The organism is Klebsiella oxytoca NBRC 105695, assembly GCF_001598695.1.
GTDB lineage: Bacteria > Pseudomonadota > Gammaproteobacteria > Enterobacterales > Enterobacteriaceae > Klebsiella > Klebsiella oxytoca.
In genome coordinates this window covers 228,295-245,826 of the sequence record NZ_BCZK01000007.1, presented here as the reverse complement: position 1 = coordinate 245,826, position 17,532 = coordinate 228,295, and the positions used below count along the sequence as shown (strand labels likewise).

18 protein-coding genes and 1 pseudogene are annotated in these 17,532 nt (G+C 49.8%); 8 read left to right on the top strand and 11 right to left on the bottom strand.

Going from position 1 to position 17,532, the window contains the following annotated elements:
* The 7 genes from arsB to KO1_RS14565 form a co-directional block, all read right to left on the bottom strand.
* Positions 1-1,293, bottom strand: coding sequence for an arsenite efflux transporter membrane subunit ArsB (arsB, locus tag KO1_RS14595; protein WP_064397297.1), 1,293 nt, complete (start codon positions 1,291-1,293; stop codon positions 1-3).
* 51 nt (positions 1,294-1,344) lie between these two features.
* Positions 1,345-1,695: a transcriptional regulator gene (locus KO1_RS14590; protein ID WP_024274679.1), complete on the bottom strand. Its 351-nt coding sequence runs from the start codon at positions 1,693-1,695 to the stop codon at positions 1,345-1,347.
* A 262-nt stretch (positions 1,696-1,957) separates the two neighbouring features.
* Positions 1,958-2,692, bottom strand: coding sequence for a fimbrial assembly chaperone (locus KO1_RS14585; protein WP_064406955.1), 735 nt, complete (start codon positions 2,690-2,692; stop codon positions 1,958-1,960).
* Positions 2,658-3,992 (bottom strand): fimbrial usher protein StbD, encoded by a 1,335-nt coding sequence (stbD, locus tag KO1_RS14580; RefSeq protein WP_064406954.1) that lies wholly within the window; start codon positions 3,990-3,992, stop codon positions 2,658-2,660. Before stbD ends, KO1_RS14585 begins: the two co-directional genes overlap by 35 nt.
* A gap of 4 nt (positions 3,993-3,996) precedes the next feature.
* The gene (locus tag KO1_RS14575) at positions 3,997-6,552 is read right to left on the bottom strand and encodes a fimbrial outer membrane usher protein (protein ID WP_064406953.1); all 2,556 of its coding nucleotides are present in this window, start codon (positions 6,550-6,552) and stop codon (positions 3,997-3,999) included.
* The gene (locus KO1_RS14570) at positions 6,536-7,294 is read right to left on the bottom strand and encodes a fimbria/pilus periplasmic chaperone (RefSeq protein ID WP_024274683.1); all 759 of its coding nucleotides are present in this window, start codon (positions 7,292-7,294) and stop codon (positions 6,536-6,538) included. The genes KO1_RS14575 and KO1_RS14570 overlap by 17 nt, the downstream gene beginning before the upstream one ends.
* 60 nt (positions 7,295-7,354) lie before the next feature.
* Complete coding sequence (locus KO1_RS14565; protein WP_004105475.1) at positions 7,355-7,891, bottom strand: fimbrial protein; 537 nt, start codon at positions 7,889-7,891, stop codon at positions 7,355-7,357.
* Positions 7,892-8,374: 483 nt separating this feature from the next.
* On the opposite strand from KO1_RS14565, the gene KO1_RS14560 reads away from it, so the two are divergent.
* The 8 genes and pseudogenes from KO1_RS14560 to KO1_RS27295 form a co-directional block, all read left to right on the top strand.
* Complete coding sequence (locus tag KO1_RS14560; RefSeq protein WP_024274684.1) at positions 8,375-9,121, top strand: winged helix-turn-helix domain-containing protein; 747 nt, start codon at positions 8,375-8,377, stop codon at positions 9,119-9,121.
* Between the two features lie 32 nt (positions 9,122-9,153).
* The gene (locus tag KO1_RS14555) at positions 9,154-9,594 is read left to right on the top strand and encodes a hypothetical protein (protein WP_023321600.1); all 441 of its coding nucleotides are present in this window, start codon (positions 9,154-9,156) and stop codon (positions 9,592-9,594) included.
* Positions 9,595-9,652: 58 nt separating this feature from the next.
* The gene (locus tag KO1_RS14550) at positions 9,653-11,215 is read left to right on the top strand and encodes an EAL domain-containing protein (protein WP_077265623.1); all 1,563 of its coding nucleotides are present in this window, start codon (positions 9,653-9,655) and stop codon (positions 11,213-11,215) included.
* Between the two features lie 56 nt (positions 11,216-11,271).
* Positions 11,272-12,009, top strand: coding sequence for a winged helix-turn-helix domain-containing protein (locus tag KO1_RS14545; RefSeq protein ID WP_032729055.1), 738 nt, complete (start codon positions 11,272-11,274; stop codon positions 12,007-12,009).
* Positions 11,982-12,470, top strand: coding sequence for a hypothetical protein (locus tag KO1_RS14540; protein WP_004105480.1), 489 nt, complete (start codon positions 11,982-11,984; stop codon positions 12,468-12,470). Before KO1_RS14545 ends, KO1_RS14540 begins: the two co-directional genes overlap by 28 nt.
* A gap of 210 nt (positions 12,471-12,680) precedes the next feature.
* The gene (locus KO1_RS14535; RefSeq protein WP_032729056.1) at positions 12,681-13,217 is read left to right on the top strand and encodes an Ail/Lom family outer membrane beta-barrel protein; all 537 of its coding nucleotides are present in this window, start codon (positions 12,681-12,683) and stop codon (positions 13,215-13,217) included.
* Between the two features lie 242 nt (positions 13,218-13,459).
* The gene (locus tag KO1_RS14530) at positions 13,460-13,819 is read left to right on the top strand and encodes a DUF4156 domain-containing protein (protein WP_032729057.1); all 360 of its coding nucleotides are present in this window, start codon (positions 13,460-13,462) and stop codon (positions 13,817-13,819) included.
* A 275-nt stretch (positions 13,820-14,094) separates the two neighbouring features.
* A pseudogene (locus KO1_RS27295) lies at positions 14,095-14,661 on the top strand (IS5 family transposase); the annotation flags it as partial.
* An 83-nt stretch (positions 14,662-14,744) separates the two neighbouring features.
* Here KO1_RS27295 and KO1_RS14525 read toward each other — a convergent pair.
* The 4 genes from KO1_RS14525 to rpe form a co-directional block, all read right to left on the bottom strand.
* A complete protein-coding gene (locus KO1_RS14525; RefSeq protein WP_073971811.1) occupies positions 14,745-15,359 on the bottom strand; it encodes a DUF2913 family protein in 615 nt (204 codons plus the stop codon).
* A gap of 66 nt (positions 15,360-15,425) precedes the next feature.
* Positions 15,426-15,986, bottom strand: a complete 561-nt coding sequence (hxlB, locus tag KO1_RS14520; protein ID WP_004105486.1) for a 6-phospho-3-hexuloisomerase — start codon at positions 15,984-15,986, stop codon at positions 15,426-15,428.
* A 15-nt stretch (positions 15,987-16,001) separates the two neighbouring features.
* Positions 16,002-16,754 (bottom strand): SDR family NAD(P)-dependent oxidoreductase, encoded by a 753-nt coding sequence (locus KO1_RS14515; protein ID WP_004105488.1) that lies wholly within the window; start codon positions 16,752-16,754, stop codon positions 16,002-16,004.
* Between the two features lie 122 nt (positions 16,755-16,876).
* Entirely contained in the window at positions 16,877-17,521 is a 645-nt protein-coding gene (gene rpe, locus KO1_RS14510) for a ribulose-phosphate 3-epimerase (RefSeq protein ID WP_004105496.1), read from the bottom strand.
* Positions 17,522-17,532 lie beyond the last annotated feature (11 nt).

Below are 17,532 nucleotides of genomic sequence, written 5' to 3'. Positions count from 1 at the left end.
TCATGACAAAGTGAAAGAGAGACGTAGCGCCAGCGCGGCCAGCGTGACAAACAGCACAGGCAGAGTCATAACGATCCCGGTGCGAAAATAGTAGCCCCAGGTGATGGTCATATTCTTCTGTGAAAGTACATGCAGCCAGAGCAGCGTTGCCAGGCTACCAATAGGTGTAATTTTCGGACCCAGATCGCAGCCAATCACGTTGGCGTAGATCATCGCCTCTTTAATAACGCCGGTTGCGGTGCTTTCATCGATAGAGAGCGCACCAACCAGCACGGAAGGCATGTTGTTCATGATCGAAGACAGGAAAGCCATCAGGAAGCCAGTACCCAGCGTCGCGGCCCAGAGTCCTTTATCCGCCAGTACGTTTAGCCCCCCTGAAAGGTATTCGGTTAGCCCGGCGTTACGCAGACCGTAGACCACCAGGTACATCCCCAATGAGAAGATAACGATCTGCCAGGGTGCGCCACGCAGCACTTTGCCTGTGTTAATGGCATGACCTCGTTTCGCCACGGTAAACAGTATTACCGCCCCAACTGCCGCAATTGCGCTAACGGGAATCCCGAGAGGCTCGAGGACGAAAAAACCTACCAGCAGAAGAATCAAAACAATCCAGCCGGTGCGGAACGTAGCCGGATCTTTTACTGCTTTTTCAGGTGCCTTCAGGAGAGCCAGATCGTAAGTCGGCGGGATATCTTTGCGGAAGAACAGATGCAGCATAACCAGCGTGGCGATAATAGCAGCAATATCCACCGGCACCATTACCGACGCATACTCAGTGAAGCCCAGTCCAAAGAAGTCCGCCGAGACTATATTCACCAGGTTCGACACGATAAGCGGCAGGCTGGCCGTATCGGCAATAAAACCGGCAGCCATGACGAATGCCAGCGTGGTGCCTTTGCTGAACCCTAATGCCAGCAGCATGGCGATGACAATGGGAGTCAGAATCAGTGCCGCACCATCGTTAGCAAACAGCGCCGCCACCGCAGCGCCGAGCAAAACGATCCAGGTAAACAGCAAACGGCCACGACCGTTTCCCCAACGAGAGACATGCAGCGCCGCCCATTCAAAAAAGCCGGACTCGTCGAGCAACAGGCTGATAATAATCACCGCAATAAAGGTCGCCGTCGCGTTCCAGACGATATTCCACACCACCGGAATATCCCCCACATGCACAACGCCAGATATCAAAGCCAGTACTGCGCCAAGCGTCGCGCTCCAGCCGATGCCCAGCCCCTTCGGCTGCCAGATAACCAGAATAATGGTCAGGATAAAAATAGCACCTGCCAGTAGCATCTCCCCTCCCTGAAAATCACATTTGAAAAAACATATATGTTACGGCAAATTTTAAAGACAAACCGCTTTACCGCTTCCCGAACAGTTTGCTGATGCCAGCTTGCGGGCGATGACCTGTACGATCTCTCGCTGGCTTAACCAGGCCTGTTCAATGACCTGTGCTGCCCATACAGGCATATGCGGTGATAAACGATAGTGCACCCACTTCCCCTGCTTGCGATCCAACAACAGTCCGCTTGCCCGAAGCATTGCCAGATGGCGGGAGATCTTGGGCTGCGACTGATCCAGCGCCGTGCAGAGATCGCACACGCACAGTTCCCCCATCTCCTTAAGTATCAGCACAATACCCAGACGGGTTTCATCGGACAGATTTTTGAAAAGCTGTAAGGATGTTAATGACATCATTCCTCCCGATTGTTGACGGACAGGATACTCCACGGAAACGCAATATCAACATTGAATATGAAAAATCATATATGTTTAAAAAAGGAACCGCTACGCCTGGCGGATAATCAACTCAAGTGATGCCCGGGTCAATCCTGGTCAATCCTGGTCAATATTAAACCACAGCCGTCACGCTTATGCAGCCCGGCGTGAGGAAGGGATGCGCGACGGAAACATCCGTTACTGCGGCGCGGTGAGGGATGGGGTAAAAAAACAGGGTTCAACTCTCTTTCGCCATAATGGTTGCGGTATAGGTTCGCCAGTTTCCGGAGTCATTGATCACCGCATAGTTTACCGTCGTTCCCACGGCCGGTGCCTGAGAGAGCACCACATCCCGCCGCTCATACGGCGCGAGCATGATGGAACCGATCCTGATTCCTTTTGTTGCCGTTACTGTCAGGCTCATATACCACGGCGTTGGGTTGGTTATCGTGATGCCCTGCGAAGCGATGCTGAAGCGCAGTTTCTGTTCATCATTGGCGGTGGGCGCCTTTAAGCCGGTCGGACGAATAAATACTTTCAACCGCAGCCGTAGGGGTAACACTAGCTTGCGGGTAGCGCTTTTCGTCGCGCTCAGTTCGGGCGGTATCTGGTAAATGTTGAGCCAGAACAGGCTCTCCCGATCCTCTGGCAGACTGCGCCGCGAGCTCAGCATCACGCGAAGCGTTCTCAACTCATCCGGCTGCATTTTAAAGACGGGCGGCAATACCACCAGCGGCGTACGGCTATTATCGGGTGAAGAGGCGGTCTCTCCGGCGTCGGTCCAGACTTGTAACAGCATTGGCGTAACGCTGTCGTTTGCGAGCGTCAGCGACTGGGCAATATCGCTAGCGGCGAATACGAGCCGGGTTCGGTCAACGTTAACCGCAGCAAACGGCGCGGAATTGACGCCTGCCAGCAACAGCAGCGCTAACACCGCCTTACTGAAAACTAACCACTGCCTGTAACTGCGCATTCACGCTCCCTACCGTTACCGGTTGTCCACCGAGCGCCTCAAGGGAGGCGGTAAAATCACCATGCCAGACCTCTACCGAACCACGGTCTTTTTTGCTCGTTAGTACGGTGAGCTCTTTATATCCATACCAGCCACGGGAGTTGCCCGTCCCGGTACTCACTTTGTCCGGCAAAAGGTTAAGCGGCACACCGCCCTGATCGTAAATCCGTATTCCTACTCCGGAAGCCACGCCCTTTCCGCCATAATGCGTGTCCAGTAACCAGGTCAACCCACCGCCGGTGGTCGTCAGGCCAAGGCGGCGCGCGGCGGCCACGGCGCCGGGCTGATTGACTAAAAAACCCAAGGCTACGTTAGCGACACTAGTGGTGGGATGAGTCGAGGACATCGCGCCAGCTTCGCACTCCAGCGTTATGCTGAAAGGCGCTTCGCTGCTTTCGCCAGAAGAGAGCGCCTCCGCTGTAATGGTAGGAAGCAGCACCGTCGCGGGATAATCTTCAATGGAGCAGGCCGCGCCGCGAATATAGGTGACCTGATTGTAGCTACTCCACGCACCGGGCCAGGATTCGGGCCAACCATAATAACTTGAAGCATGATCCATACCGGGTTGAATAGCGGAGGTCAGTAAGCCAGGCCCCTTGAATGCGATATAACCGCGCGGCTGGTTATAGGTGTCTTTGTTAATTCTGTCGTTAAAAATATATTGATCCGAGGCGGCGATTTTAAGCATCTCATACAGGACATTACTAAATGCGCCTGCGGGAATATAAATTGCGCGATCGTCCTGAAACCAACTATCCGCAGTGAGCTGGCGCTGCTTCCAGAAGCGGCTATAGTATTCGCCGGTACTCAGATTCGTCATGCGTACCGCGACGTTACGTTCCGCGTCATAGTAGGCTCCCTCCACTTCTTTCGCCCGACGCCCGCCAACAAAGTAGTTATCGCCGTTGGTTGAATACAGTTCATACAGCTTCCCGGCGTCCTGCAAATCACAGCGGTAAAGCACCTGCTTTGCCGTATAGGGCGTCTGAACGCCTGCAGTGAGGAAATTACCCACCGTACTGGCAAGCACGGTGCCGGAAGGCTGGAACTTATTATTCGCGCTAACGCTAATGACTGACGGCAGACCAAGATGACCGATATTGTCATCAAAGGCACCGCGCCAGAAGCGCGCGGTATAGCCTGCTTTAATCGCCGCCTCAGAAAGGAAACTATTATCCGTCACTTTAACGCAGTTAGCCCAGGACGCGGTGCTGAAAAGCAGGGTAGCAGCAAGTAGCAGCGTTTGGCGAAGATAACACATGAGACTATTCCCTCTCGCAGGTCGTTGTAAGATAAATCACGTTTTCAGGCGAATGTAGATCGAACTGGTAGGGCACATGGCAACGTCGATCGGTCCCTTTTCCCCAACGCACCAGCAATGAGCCTGAGGGAGTGCTGATACGGGCATAAACCTGCCCACCCTGCCCGACCATCCCAATGACGGCCCCTTCGCTGTTAATGACCTCGGCCCCCATCGGCGGGATGCCGCCATCCGCCATTTTCACCGCGATAAGCACCGCTTTGCCAGTAATCGTGGAGAAGTTCACCCGCGCGATCGCGCCGGCATAGGGAACAACTTGTTGGCTTCCCCCCGTCAGTTCAGCATCGCTGCGCATCTGGCGAGTATCGAGTGAGACGTTGTTGCGACGATACGGAGATAGCGCAGGTAAAATGGCGTAACCGAAACTGTCGATTACCGCCCCCTGACCGTTCTGGACGACTGCGCCCTGCGCGCCATCGGCGTGAATTAATGCAAAGGTGTCGCTGGCGTAAGGACCGAGCGTCACGCCACCGGAATGCAGCACCAGGGTCCCGGAGGAGCCCAGCGCCACCTGCCGATAGTCCTTTCCCTGGTCGTAGCCCGCACGCAGCGCGCCAAAACGGGTGTTTTGCTGGAGATTACCGCCGAAAGTCGTCGATGCCCCTTCGTCCCCATTGCGATAGCGCTCATAGCCGCCATAAACAGACCAGGAGAGTTCGCTCTGCTCGCCACGGGTCCCGGTCATCGACAGGGTTGAAGAGTGATTCGCGCGCGACTGGTTATAGTTCATCGCTACGGATGTCGGGCTATCGCCCCAGTCAAATGGAATGGAGAGAGTAAAAGACAGCGTCGTCTCGGTATATTTGTGCCGCTGGCTCAGATCCTGCGGTTCATTAACGCTGCGGTAGAAGCGGCCATAGTCCCAGGTGGAACGCTGCCTGGCGAGGTTAAATCCATAACTCATTTTTCGCCACTGGTTGCTGTAGCCGAGCTGCAGCTGCGTGATCCGCGACTGATTATTGTAGTAATCGGCGGTACTGGCGCTGAGATTGAGCGTACCTGAATGGCCTAAGGGCTGGCTGACGGTCGCCGAAAGGCGTTGACGTTGATGCAGCGTGTCGGAGTAGTAATCAATGCCGTTTTGCGCCTGTCGGCGTACGCCAAATACATCCTCCAAATCGCGGAATCCACCGGTTGAGTAGCGATAGGCCGCCAGCACCAGATTAGTGCCTGTGGAAAAGGTCTTGCTATAGCTCAGCTCCGCTCGCCAGCCCTGCTGACGGTCATTATGCTCCACTCGCGCACCAGACCAGGTGGCGTTCATGCCGAATGCGCCAAGGCGGGTCGCCCATACGCCGCCGATCAGCCAGGCCTGATAATCATGCGCCAACCGCGATCCGAGGTTAAGAGTGAGATTATTATTTACCCCGTGCTGCAGCGTCCCCTCAAGGAAGCGGTTGTCGATGCGGTAGTACTGGCGGACCTTGCCAACAGCAAAAGAGTAGTGCCAGTTGCCTGGTCGCACCGAGTCGGGAACCGCAGAATAGGGCACGGTAAAGCGCGATACTTTTCCGTTAGCCTCAATCACTTCAACCTGCAAATCACCCTGATAGCGGGTGTTGTAAAGATCGTCAATAGCGAACGGTCCGGGCGGAACATGGGTTTCATAGATAACTTTGCCCAGCTGTTTGACGACCACCCGCGCGCTGCTTGCCGCCACGCCGCGTACCTCTGGCGCATATCCGCGTTTGCCCTGCGGCCACATGCGCTCATCCGTGGCGAGTTTCATACCATTAAACGACAGGCTGCCGAATAAACTGGAGTCAGTGTAGTTATCGCCAAACGTCAGGATGCTGTCGATTGCGGCGAGTGGTCGCTGCACCCAACTGCGTACGCGATTGTAATGCCAGTCGCTACCGCTCTGGTTGCTGTCGGCATAGCGCAGGTTACCCTGATGGCGGAGCTGCCACAGTCCAATGTTGCTGCCAGCGTTGATCCCGCTCCACAAATACTGGTAGCGGAAGTGCTGGTGGGTGTTGTCCGTGTGGGTCCAGTTGGTGTTATGGCGTAAAAACAGAGCCAGCGCGCCGCTGTCCCACTGCGAAGGCGGAAGATAGCCGCGCGGCTTGTGTATCAGCTCGCTCATCGGCAGCGTAAGCCGGAGCTGTAGCATCGCGCTATCAAATTGCCATTCGCCCTGGGATACCCATTCCCTGAGCGGACGACAGCTATTTTGAGGCGCTTTGTCCGGGAGCGATTTTACCCGAGCGGCCTGCATCAGCGATAACGGAAGGCAGGGCTCCGTGCGTTGTTCGCCATTAGCTGGAGTAAAGCGGATCTTTACGCCGGATTTTAGCAGCGAGCCATTGACCATAACGTCAACCAGATACTCTCCGGCGGGCGTACCGGGTCCGTTAACGCTCGCCATACCTTGCCCGTAAGCCGTCCCCTGCAGCAGAGAAGGATCAAAATAGTATTCTTCGCCAAAAGCCTGACCGGAGCAGGCTACGGCTAAGAAAACGAAGATGTTTTTGCGACAGAACTTAACCTTCGGCGACATGATAACGCTCGCTTATCCTTGCACCCTGGTCGTTAACCAACGTCACGGTGACGGTACCGTTAAGCGAGTTGGCGCTGAATTTTCCAGGTATCCAGAAAGTACGGCTGGAGAAAGGTGGAACCATTTCGACATTAAGCTGACGTGATACGCCGCTTGCCGTCACGCTCAGGTTGCTGAGGGATGCATACCAGGGCTGCGGGTTGCTGATAACAATACCGGCACCTTTTCGGGCATTACGCACTACGGTAACTTGCAGCTTTTTAGCCAGATTGCCCGGTGAACCAATCCCTTCCGGCCTGTAAAAAAGTTTGATCCGCGTCCGTAACATCACCAGCACTTTATTCTGCTGACGGCCGCCGATATTGGCCGGCGGTACCTGCAATGCATTGAACCAGAAGACAGATTCACGATCGGGCGGCAGCGCTTTACGCTGGCTATACACCACGCGCACCACCTGGCCTGCTTTTGGCTGGATACGAAATACCGGCGGCGTCGAGATAAAAGGAATGCCGCTCGCGTTCTCTGGCCCAATACGCATATCGCCATCGTCAAACCAGGTTTGTACGACATAGGGAAAGTCATCGTTATTTTTTAGCTGTACATCGACAGAGGGTACGGTCGACGGGTAGATAATCCGACTGCCTACAATGGTGACGCTGGCCCATACCGCGGCAGCGGGAAGAAACAGGAGTAGCAGCGCCATCAGATAGCGCAGCCCTGAACGGGTAGCATCCTTTTTCATTGCAACAACTCCATTGCTATCAAAAGGGTCCGACGACAAGCACCGGACCAGGAAGCGTTTTTACAGGTAGGAAACGGCGTACTGGAGAGTGGCTTCGACCGTACCAGCCGATGCCGCGCCGTTGGCGTAATACTGCGCGGTATAAGTGGCGCTGGCTTCCGTCTCTCCCGGCTTCAGCTGCAGATCGCCTTCACCTTTGAAACCGTTGGTCAGATTGATAACTTTCTCAGCCGTATCGAGAATCTGGACTTCTACGTTGGCGGCGTCCCCGGTATTTCCAAGATTACCGTTGCTGGTCACCTGGTTACCGACAAAAACGGTAGAGATTTTGGTCGGTTTATCGGCATTACCCGTACAGCCGGTGAGACCAATATCAAATGTCACCTGACCTGCGGTATCGCCGCCTTTCGCCAGTTCTTTGGCACTCACCGTCGGCAGAATAACTACCGGTTTTGCCTGATTACCGTTAATGGCTACAGAACAGGTTTCATCGGAAACTTCACCACGAAAGGTAATGGTATTATTGGACATCGCAAATGTACTGGTAGAAATAAAAAGTGAGGCTGTAAGCAAAGCCAGTGTCGTTTTCTTGAACATGGTCGTTTATTCCTTTATTGCTGTTTATTTTCAACTAACGCTACTCGCTCTGCTAATAAAGCAGATAAAGCAAACGTCCTTTGGTTGAGGCCAAACAAAATAGCTTGTCGCCGGGCAAGTTTTATTGTGCGCCCCTCTGAAACAGGGCGTATAGCAACTGGCGTTATAGCCCGCGGCGCTATCATGTTTAAGGCCAATCTTAGAAATAATTTTCGGAAAAGAGCTTCCTGACGTGCTGAATAACCCTTAAATTTTCCTTACTTACCTGGCATGCGGAAATTCATAAATTCAAATGCCGGTAAGAAAAATTCACAAAAACCAAATAACCACATGATTTAAAAGGAAGTAAACTAAATAAAAAACATTTTTAGCATCAGTATGAATGTCGTCACAGAAGGCTACTGATGCAAAGAGGGGTGAAATCCTCCTGCCCCATGTTAATATAGCAAGCGACAGCAAAACGTATTAAAGATCGGGTTTACCATGGATGAGAAATCGTTACTAATAGCTAAAAAGGTGATATTTGACAGCGCTAAAATGACATTAACCAACGGTGATAAAATCACTAAAATTTCAGAATCGGAGACAAATTTACTCCTTGCCTTCTATCGCGGAATATATAAAAAGGAAGATATTATTAATTTTGTCTGGAAGAACCGTGCGGGTTGTGTTTCCGAATCGAGTTATTACAAGCTCATTAACCAGATGCGGAATAACTTTGTTCTTGTTGGCCTGAATGCGGCCGATATTGTTACGCGACCACGAATTGGCGTCTCGTTATCATTGGCGTTAGAACCCATCAAAAAAGAACCTACGCCACGATGCGAAAACGTCAGGGATGCCGGGTGCGAAAAAGATAGCCAACGGGCTCTCACGCCGGACGTTAAAAAGATTTCAGCCAAAATACGCCCTCTCGTCCTGACCATTACACTATTGTTGTTAACGGGTGTTGCGATGCTATTTCAGCATGCGCCAGAGCAAAATAAACACAACAGTAGCTTCAGGATGCTCGGTAATGAGGATGACTATATCTTCTTTAAGATGGCCACCGATAAAGTGACATTTAAGGAGGTGGTTTCGGCTTATCACACCCTGACGCTGCCGCTATCTCGCCAGAACGGACATTATCTTTATTATCTCCGCGAACCGAATATGAATCTTTTTTTGCAGTGTCTGAACCCTGTTGAAACGGCGGTACCTAAATGCATTACCATCAAAGAACGCTACTAGTCATCCTGTGCGGTCTGCTCTGCGGATGTATCATGCTGGCAACGCTGGTATATCAAGGAGCCAGGCGCGATGCAGACGAAATACATAATCTTATTTGCACTGCCAAATCAACTATTTATATAAAGCCGAGAGAGCTCATACTGAACGGAACTTTGGTGCTGGATCTTAAGTCGAACCGCATTGCTATTCATTATTCCGTGCAGGATCAACGGCGAGAGCAGCGGTTATTCTTTCAGGATGTTGCAATCACCCCGCTTAACCGCACCGGCATGAAAACCTACACCTTTCGGGTTAAAGCCGTGCACAAATTTAATTCTGATACGACGGGTGAGATGTTTTCCTGGCTGCGTCTCCTGCAGCCGGCAACCGAGAATGAGCTGACGATAAATAAAATCGGTCCGAGGGCCTATCTTTTTTCACTGAACCGGCAGATCTATAATTTCTGCACCACCAGCGGCGGCGCTAAAGCATAATGAGTATTGCGACCATCGAGACAGCCGCGCATCCCTTCGTGAATGAGAGACAAAACCAGTGAAACTAAAGCTATCTTTTGTGATTTGTTCAGTGCTTTTGCCGCTGGTCGTGATGATTATATTAGCGCTGCTGGTCAGCGTACTACAGTTTAAACAGGACGTCGCCCTGAGCGCGAATACCTTATTACGTTTCAGTAACGATGTATCAACCGCCTCATGGCGGGTCACCGCAAAAACCGTAAAAATAGCGGACAGACCCTGCGCTGAAATGCTGTCGGAGCTTAACCGAACCCGCGCCTTTACCCCTTATATCCGCGATATCGGTCTGCTGGAAAACGGCAACCTGCTCTGTTCCTTTGTTACCAGGGAGCAGGCGCACCCTTTTCCTTTGCCGCCGGGTAAAACGCTCCCGACGCCGTTACCTGCCAGATGGGTCCGTTCATTTGACTTGATGGCCGGAGGACCAGGCAGACCCGCGGTGGTTTACACGGAGCAGGTGACGGCGCAAAAATCAGCGTTTGTCATCGTCGATTCTCGCTATATTCAGGAACTGATGGATGTCCTCGCAGAGGAAAGAGCCGCCGTATTCAGCCTGCGGTTTGGCGAGGGCGATAGGATTATCAGCCAACCAGCGCAGCGTGACAGAATAGTGATGACCCAGCATTTCGTCACCGCCGACGGTAAGATTTCGCTTACCGTCGGCGCGCCTCTCGCGGCATTGATGGCTCTGTGGATGAAATCTCTGCTTATCTTTATCCCTCTCTCGCTTTGCTTCTCATTTATGACCCTTTTTCTTTACCGACATTGGGCCCAGAAACGGCTATCCATGGCCCGAGAAATCACCCGCGGTATGAAAAACGGGCAGTTCACAGTGCATTATCAACCTGTATTTAACGTCAGCCGCGCTCATTGCGGCGGCGTGGAGGCATTAATGCGCTGGCCCCTTCCGGATGGGAGTTTTATTACTCCCGACATCTTCATCACCGCGGCAGAAAACGAAGGGATGATCGTTCCGCTTTCGCGTCACTTATTTAAGCTCATCGCCCAGGATGTCGAACGGTGGCAGGTTGCCGGGGATTTTTATATCAGCGTAAATATTTCACCTGAACATCTGGTGCATGAGAGTTTTATTGCCGATGTTGAATCGCTACTGGCAAGCTTAGGGAAACTGCGCCTCATGCTGGAGCTCACCGAACGCAGCCTCATTGTCCAACCGGCTTTAGTGTCAGATAAGCTCATGCAGCTGCGTGAGAAAGGCGTACTGATAGCGATTGACGATTTTGGTACCGGCTACTGCTCGCTTTCTTACCTTCAGCAGCTTCCGGCTGATTATCTGAAAATCGATCGTACTTTTGTCGATACGATTGATACCAGCGGCAGCGACGTGCCCATTCTGGATACCATTATTATGCTTAGTCAAAGACTGGGACTTAATATCGTTGCGGAAGGCGTCAGTTCAGAGCATCAGCTGCGCTATATCCTCGATCATAACGTAGGTTTTATACAGGGCTATCTTTACGCAAAGCCGATGAATTCAGCTGATTTTACGGTCTGGCTTGATACACGGGGCAATGAGCAAAATGAAAGGATTAAAAGTAAAAACCTTTCAATAGATCGGTAGGCGCTGAGGTAACATAATGGTTAAACCAGAACGACTCATTCTTAGCAGAAGGCCCTATGAGTAAGAATAAGTACCTAATTGATAAGAAAGTCATTCTTGATTGCGAGCGGATGACCTTATCACGCGATCGCGAAAGCTTAAAAATTTCTGAATCTGAATGCAATTTGCTCCTTGCTTTTCATCAGGGACTCTTTAAAAAAGATGATTTAATCGCCTGGGTGTGGGGACGAAAAGGTGTGGTGGTTTCCAGTGCCAGCTATTACAAATTAATCAATCAATTACGCGGTTCGTTTGAAAAAATCGGCCTTCCCAGTTCTGCGGTATTAACGCGCCCTAAGGTTGGTGTGACGCTCTCGGTAACTATCGAACCACTGCCAGATGAATCAACACCCGCAACGCAAAATAGAGCCAGCGACACCGTTGCGCCAGTTGCAGAATCGTTGCCTGAGCCAACGCAGTCTTCGCAGGCAGTTTCAAACCGAAAAGAGTGGCTATTTTTAATCTGCGCAACGCTGTTCCTGCTGATGGTCATTTATCTCTACAGCAAACGCCATCCAGACTACTTTTCTGAGCTGGGAACCTATAACGGATATACCTTTTATGGTGTCACTGAAGATAATCGGTCTCTCGAGGATGCGGTGGGGGCTTTTTCCGAACTGAGTCAGCAAGTCTATAAGCAAAACGGCAATTTCATTTATTATATTCGCGTTCCTGACACCAATATTTTTGTTCAGTGTCTGAATCAACTGAATGTTTCGGAGCCCAAATGCATCACTATCAAAGAACGGTATTAAGAGGCATTACGCTACTTATTCTGGCAGCATCTTTTGTGCTGCTGATTTTACAGGCACGCCAGCAGCGCTATCCTCTGTCAGATGCGGATTCATTTCTATGCACCACTAAAACTGTAACTTCAGTCCTGCCTGGCAATTTTCTCGCTAATGGCAATATCGTCCTCGATTTCAAAAACAAACGCATTACATTGCAGTATGACATCACCACTAAAGAGCAAATCAAAAAAGTGTTGTATCGCGATGTGTATATGAAGAACCTGCAAATGCCTGGCCCCGGCATTTATACATTTGATGTCGATTCAGTAAAAGTTTTTTCTACCGACACTGCCGGTGATTTTTTAGCACATTTTCGCGTATTGCACCCCGATGCCGCCAATGAAATTCGCATCACCAGGGTCGGTAACAGCACTTATTTGTACTCAATCAATCGGCAGATATATAACGTATGTACCGCGCAATAAACCAACGCCGGCGTGAAAGAATCGACATAAAACCCATTAATATCAATGAGTTATAAAATCTTACTTTTTCTGAAAACGTCGGTAAAATACATGTAAGACTAATTTCATAACTTTTACTCGCTTTTTCTGGTTATATGGCTGCCGCAATCATCCTTCTACGGTTATTGCTTATACATAAGCATTGTTCTTTTCACCAACAAGGAGCTTTACATGCAGCGTGCTTTTTCACCATGGATTATGGCAGCACTATTATTTTCGCCCTCATTAGCGTTGGCGATGGAAAACCATACCCTCTCCCTTGGCTATGCCCAAACGCATCTTAGCGCGTTAAAGAAATCTGCAAGTAAGGATCTTCGCGGGCTCAATCTAAAATATCGCTATGAGTTCAATTCTGACTGGGGTGTATTGACCGCTCTCACGGCAACTCGTCATGAAGTACAACATTACCGTTGGGACGCAGGAAAACTACATAAAGATGGCGATAATACCACTAGCTATAGTTCGTTAATGGTAGGACCGACCTACCGGATTAATGACTATGTTAGTTTATATGGTAATGTAGGTATAGCTGGTATGAAGGTCAAAAACCGTGACAATCAATCTTCCTCAGAAGATGCTTTTGCCTATGGTGCAGGTCTTATTTTTAATCCATTCACTAACCTTTCCCTGGATGTGTCATGGGAAACAGCCAAATTACTTTACGTTGATACAAACACATTTGGCGTGAGCGTAGGTTATCGTTTTTAATAAATAAAGACGCCTCTGTTTATGGCAAGGAATTCATTATCTCTGACAAAAAAAAGAGTATTATCACTACGGTAAGAGACGTTATAGCCCTTTTAAGTATTTATATAAAATTATTCTTATAAACTATACACACCTTAAATCCTCCGGGTAGAACATTTTATTGCCAGCACGATGCGCCTCAACATCCGACTGGCTTAGCACCCTATTTGATTATTTTTAGCGATTTTGATTAAGGATTTTACATGAACAAAAAATTAGTCTTTCTCTCCGCTCTTATGCTCACAGCTTGCAGCGCTAATTCCCTCCAGCACGGTGCTGAAGGTGTGCGGGTAGCGCATAATGAACCGGACACTTCTTGCACCTATTTAGGCGATGTCACCGGTAGCCAGGGGAATTTTTTCACGGGAGGCTGGACGTCAAACAGCAATCTGGAGACGGGTGCCCGTAACGATCTAAAAAATAAAGCGTGGAAAATGGGGGGGAACGTGGTGGTACTGTTAACCCAAAGGGCTGGCCAAACCGGAAGCGCCTATCATGGCACAGGCTCAAGCCAGCAAACCAATGTGACATTGAGCGGAACCGTATACCGCTGCCCACGTTAAAATACGCTATTCTGGCTCATCATCCGGCTGCCCTGCCCAAGATATCCCTAACGCAGTTGAGATGCTCATCGACCCGTGAGCATCTCAACTGCGATTCTCGCATTGGAGAACGCATCTTGATCCAGCCTGGCTGAAGAATACGCCTAACTCCATAGCAGAAAAGGGATTTTCTCTTACAATTGCACTCCTGCCAAACTACAGATTCTGCGCTTCATATTGTTTTATGTACGGGTTACCCATCCCTCGGGCCTGACGGGACAATAAGGCAGATGGCAGAAATAGCCCATCTCGTGATTGATTCCACAGGATGGAAGGTCTCCGGTGAAGGTGAGTGTAAAGTCAAAAAACACGGCAAAGAATACCGTCGCATCTGGCGAAAGTTGCACCTTGCTGTAGATGCAAAAACACATGAAATTATCTGCACCGAACGTCACTGAACAACGTCACGGACGCAGCAGCCTTCTCTGGGCTTAATCTGGCAGACACACCGAAAAATCAGATCAGCCGCAGCGGACGGCGCTGATTATACGCGGTTATATCGTGATGAACTGCGCCGAAAGAAAATCAGCACCCTATACCTTCCCGAAAGGGAGCGGGTTACTGGCCGGGGGAGTATGCAGACCGGAACCATACGGTTGCAAATCAGCGGCTAAGCGGGAGCAATGCCCGTTGAAAATACGCAACAGATTTTAACCGCCATTCGATAGCGGAATCGGTGATGTAGAGAGTAAAACAACTGTTCGGTGGTGCGCTGAAGTCAGGTTGCAGAGGCTCTGGCCATAGTACGTGCGCTGAACAAAATGACGAAGGCAGGAATGCCTGAAAGTGGGCGTATTGCCTGACAACATCCTCGTTTACGGGGATGCTTACCCACAATCTGTTTTTCAACAAAGCCTGACTAAATATACCGTGTTGTGTATCTCCGTCAGGCCATCACTGGCTGTAGCAAAAAAATCGAAGATTTGGTTACAGAGAATTCATTTGAATACGATTCGATTACGTCAAGTTTAAGTCCAAAGCAGTCCAGAAGTGACAGCAGTTTCTCAACTTGACCAAAAACGCGGACATAAAGTGGGGCTATTTGCTTCCCGTTAGCATCAAATCCTTCCTCGACAGCTGTTCTTTCCAGGCAAAACGAATCCATATTCTGGAATTTGCTGATACCAGCCGCCATCTTCTTCTCATCAACAAGGTCATACTGCCAACCGCCGGCTTTTGCCATTTCGATAGCATAGGTCAATCGAAGTAGATCCGGCATATTGTGAAGATCGTCGCTGCTCATAAGCCATAAATAATGCAGTTTCTGATTCAGACGCGCCCGAACGCCAAGTCGACGCCCCTGAGCAAGTAGCCAGTCTATATGCCCAGTTAAATTTCTGGGGAATCTCTTCTGTTTTCTGGCATCGGCCAACCAGCGGATCAGAAATAGGTTTTCCTGCGCCTCGGTAACAACAAGCCGATCGTGCCGCTGAAGGCCGAGAGCCACCAAAGCGCACCAGGCTAAATGTCCAATATTGACGAAAGAAGAATCTTTGTTCATGCGCAAAAGAACCAACGACATTAATGCTAAAAAGGAAACGTCCCTTCAAGGGACGTTTTCTGCCGATTACTCAAGGTCAGCGTGTCTCTTAAACATCGTTTCGCTGGTTTCGCCGAGCTGGGCCATCAGCTCAAGCACGATTGCGTCATAGGCGATAAAGCAGAGCTGCTCAAAAGCCGATCCCATAGGCTGTGAAAAAGCATCGTCTTCACGCTCGTTGTCTTCTTTCACGGTTCCAGGCAACACAAGCGTGCTTTTGGCCAGTTTGCCGATTGTGGACTCCGCTTTCATTGTGACAAGCGCCACATCCACGCCACAGGCTACGGCCTTCTGCGCCAGGCTCACCAGACTGCCGGTCTCACCGCTGCCGGAACCAATAATGACCAGATCGCCCGGTTTCGTATGAGGAGAAGAAATTTCGCCGACAACGCTTACTGAAAAACCGAGGTGGAGAAGACGGTTTGCAAAACCGCGGATGGCGATGCCGCTACGACCCGCCCCCTGCAGAAAGATATGTTTAGCATTCTTAATCTGTGCGACGAATTGCGCAGCCTGGGCATCATCAATCTTCATCGCATTTTGCTGCAATTCGCTCAGGATATTTAAAGTGTTTTGTTGAACGCTCATGTGATTCTCTCCCTTTTAAGCGATGGTACGACCACCATCCATCAGAATGGTTTGCCCCTGGATGTACGAATTGTCTTTATCAGCCAAAAAGATTGCCAGGTTAGCCACATCGTCAATGGTGCCAAGGCGGCGTACCGGAATTTTTTCCAGAACAGCATCAAGATCGGCCTGGGTAGGATAATTGACACGCATCATTTCACCGGTATCAATCAGACGTGGAGCGATAGCATTAACGTTGACCCCCTTCGGCCCTAATTCTTTTGCCAGGCCGCGAATCAATCCCTCACCGCCAGCTTTACTGGCCGGGTAACTCACGCCGCCGCCGGTGCCGGAAAGCGCAGAGCCGGATGAAATATAAACGATAGATCCATGATTAGTGGTGAAGTCGTCGTAGAACGCCTTGACGGTGTTAAACAGCCCGGTAAGGTTAATGGCGATTGTTTTATTCCACTCTTCAAAAGTGATGTTATTGACCTTATTAGCAAACGCCACGCCTGCGTTTAATACCAGAATATCAATGCGACCGAAGGTTTTAAAAACCTGCTCGCGAACGTTTTCCAGAGCTTTCGGATCGGATACATCGGTTTTAACGAATAAGGATTTAACATTAGCGAAAGTTAACTCTTCGGCCGTCTTTTTACCATTTTCTTCGTTGTAATCGACAATAACAGTATGAGCCCCACGGTCAGCGAATTGCTTAGCAATACCTTTACCGATGCCATGTGCCCCACCGGTTACTAGCGCGACTTTACCTTCAAAATTACTCATTTCACTATACTCCTCAAAATCTCATGACAAAGGGGAGGACAACTCCCCTTTCAGGTAATTGGTAATTTAATTAATGCTAATAATAGCTTGTAGGGTTACTGGGTTTATTTGGTAGCAAACTGTTATTGGATCGCTGCCCTTAATGCCTGATAGCTTTCTTTCGGAGAACCGTTAAATAGCGCACCACCAACGACAATTAAATCAGCACCCGCATCCTTTACCTTTTTCGCGATTTCAACGTTGACGCCGCCATCGACCTCGATCTGAATATTACGACCGGCAACCATTTTTTTAGTATTCCTGATTTTCTCCAGACTTTTTTCAATAAAAGTCTGGCCGGGCTGACCTGGATTAATGGTCATAATTAAAATGTAATCAATATCATCCAGAAGATACTCAATTACGTTTTCTGGCGTCCCCGGATTAAGCACTACGCCAGCTTTGCGCCCGGCCTTCTTGATCTTCTGGATAATATAATGCACGTGCGGCGTTGATTCATAATGAACCGAGATCATTTCCGCACCGGTTTTAATAACATCATCAATATGCCTTTCCGGATTTGCCAGCATCATATGCACGTCAAATGTCATTGAGCTGGCTTTTTTCATTGTCGCGATTTGGTTCGGACCGAATGCGATATTACTTACATAAGTACCATCCATTAAATCAACATGCAGAATTTCTGTTTTTTCTGTTTCCAGAAACTGAATCTCTTCCTGCAAACGTAATATGTTTGCGCCAAATACTGATGGTAAAATTTGTGCCATTTTAGTCAACT

Excerpts from the sequence above, each read along its gene's own strand:
- arsB (WP_064397297.1), bottom strand. The coding sequence starts at position 1,293 with ATGCTACTGGCAGGTGCTATTTTTATCCTGACCATTATTCTGGTTATC.
- KO1_RS14590 (WP_024274679.1), bottom strand. The coding sequence starts at position 1,695 with ATGTCATTAACATCCTTACAGCTTTTCAAAAATCTGTCCGATGAAACC.
- KO1_RS14585 (WP_064406955.1), bottom strand. The coding sequence starts at position 2,692 with ATGCGCAGTTACAGGCAGTGGTTAGTTTTCAGTAAGGCGGTGTTAGCG.
- stbD (WP_064406954.1), bottom strand. The coding sequence starts at position 3,992 with ATGTGTTATCTTCGCCAAACGCTGCTACTTGCTGCTACCCTGCTTTTC.
- KO1_RS14575 (WP_064406953.1), bottom strand. The coding sequence starts at position 6,552 with ATGTCGCCGAAGGTTAAGTTCTGTCGCAAAAACATCTTCGTTTTCTTA.
- KO1_RS14570 (WP_024274683.1), bottom strand. The coding sequence starts at position 7,294 with ATGAAAAAGGATGCTACCCGTTCAGGGCTGCGCTATCTGATGGCGCTG.
- KO1_RS14565 (WP_004105475.1), bottom strand. The coding sequence starts at position 7,891 with ATGTTCAAGAAAACGACACTGGCTTTGCTTACAGCCTCACTTTTTATT.
- KO1_RS14560 (WP_024274684.1), top strand. The coding sequence starts at position 8,375 with ATGGATGAGAAATCGTTACTAATAGCTAAAAAGGTGATATTTGACAGC.
- KO1_RS14555 (WP_023321600.1), top strand. The coding sequence starts at position 9,154 with ATGCTGGCAACGCTGGTATATCAAGGAGCCAGGCGCGATGCAGACGAA.
- KO1_RS14545 (WP_032729055.1), top strand. The coding sequence starts at position 11,272 with ATGAGTAAGAATAAGTACCTAATTGATAAGAAAGTCATTCTTGATTGC.
- KO1_RS14540 (WP_004105480.1), top strand. The coding sequence starts at position 11,982 with ATGCATCACTATCAAAGAACGGTATTAAGAGGCATTACGCTACTTATT.
- KO1_RS14535 (WP_032729056.1), top strand. The coding sequence starts at position 12,681 with ATGCAGCGTGCTTTTTCACCATGGATTATGGCAGCACTATTATTTTCG.
- KO1_RS14530 (WP_032729057.1), top strand. The coding sequence starts at position 13,460 with ATGAACAAAAAATTAGTCTTTCTCTCCGCTCTTATGCTCACAGCTTGC.
- KO1_RS14525 (WP_073971811.1), bottom strand. The coding sequence starts at position 15,359 with ATGAACAAAGATTCTTCTTTCGTCAATATTGGACATTTAGCCTGGTGC.
- hxlB (WP_004105486.1), bottom strand. The coding sequence starts at position 15,986 with ATGAGCGTTCAACAAAACACTTTAAATATCCTGAGCGAATTGCAGCAA.
- KO1_RS14515 (WP_004105488.1), bottom strand. The coding sequence starts at position 16,754 with ATGAGTAATTTTGAAGGTAAAGTCGCGCTAGTAACCGGTGGGGCACAT.
- rpe (WP_004105496.1), bottom strand. The coding sequence starts at position 17,521 with ATGGCACAAATTTTACCATCAGTATTTGGCGCAAACATATTACGTTTG.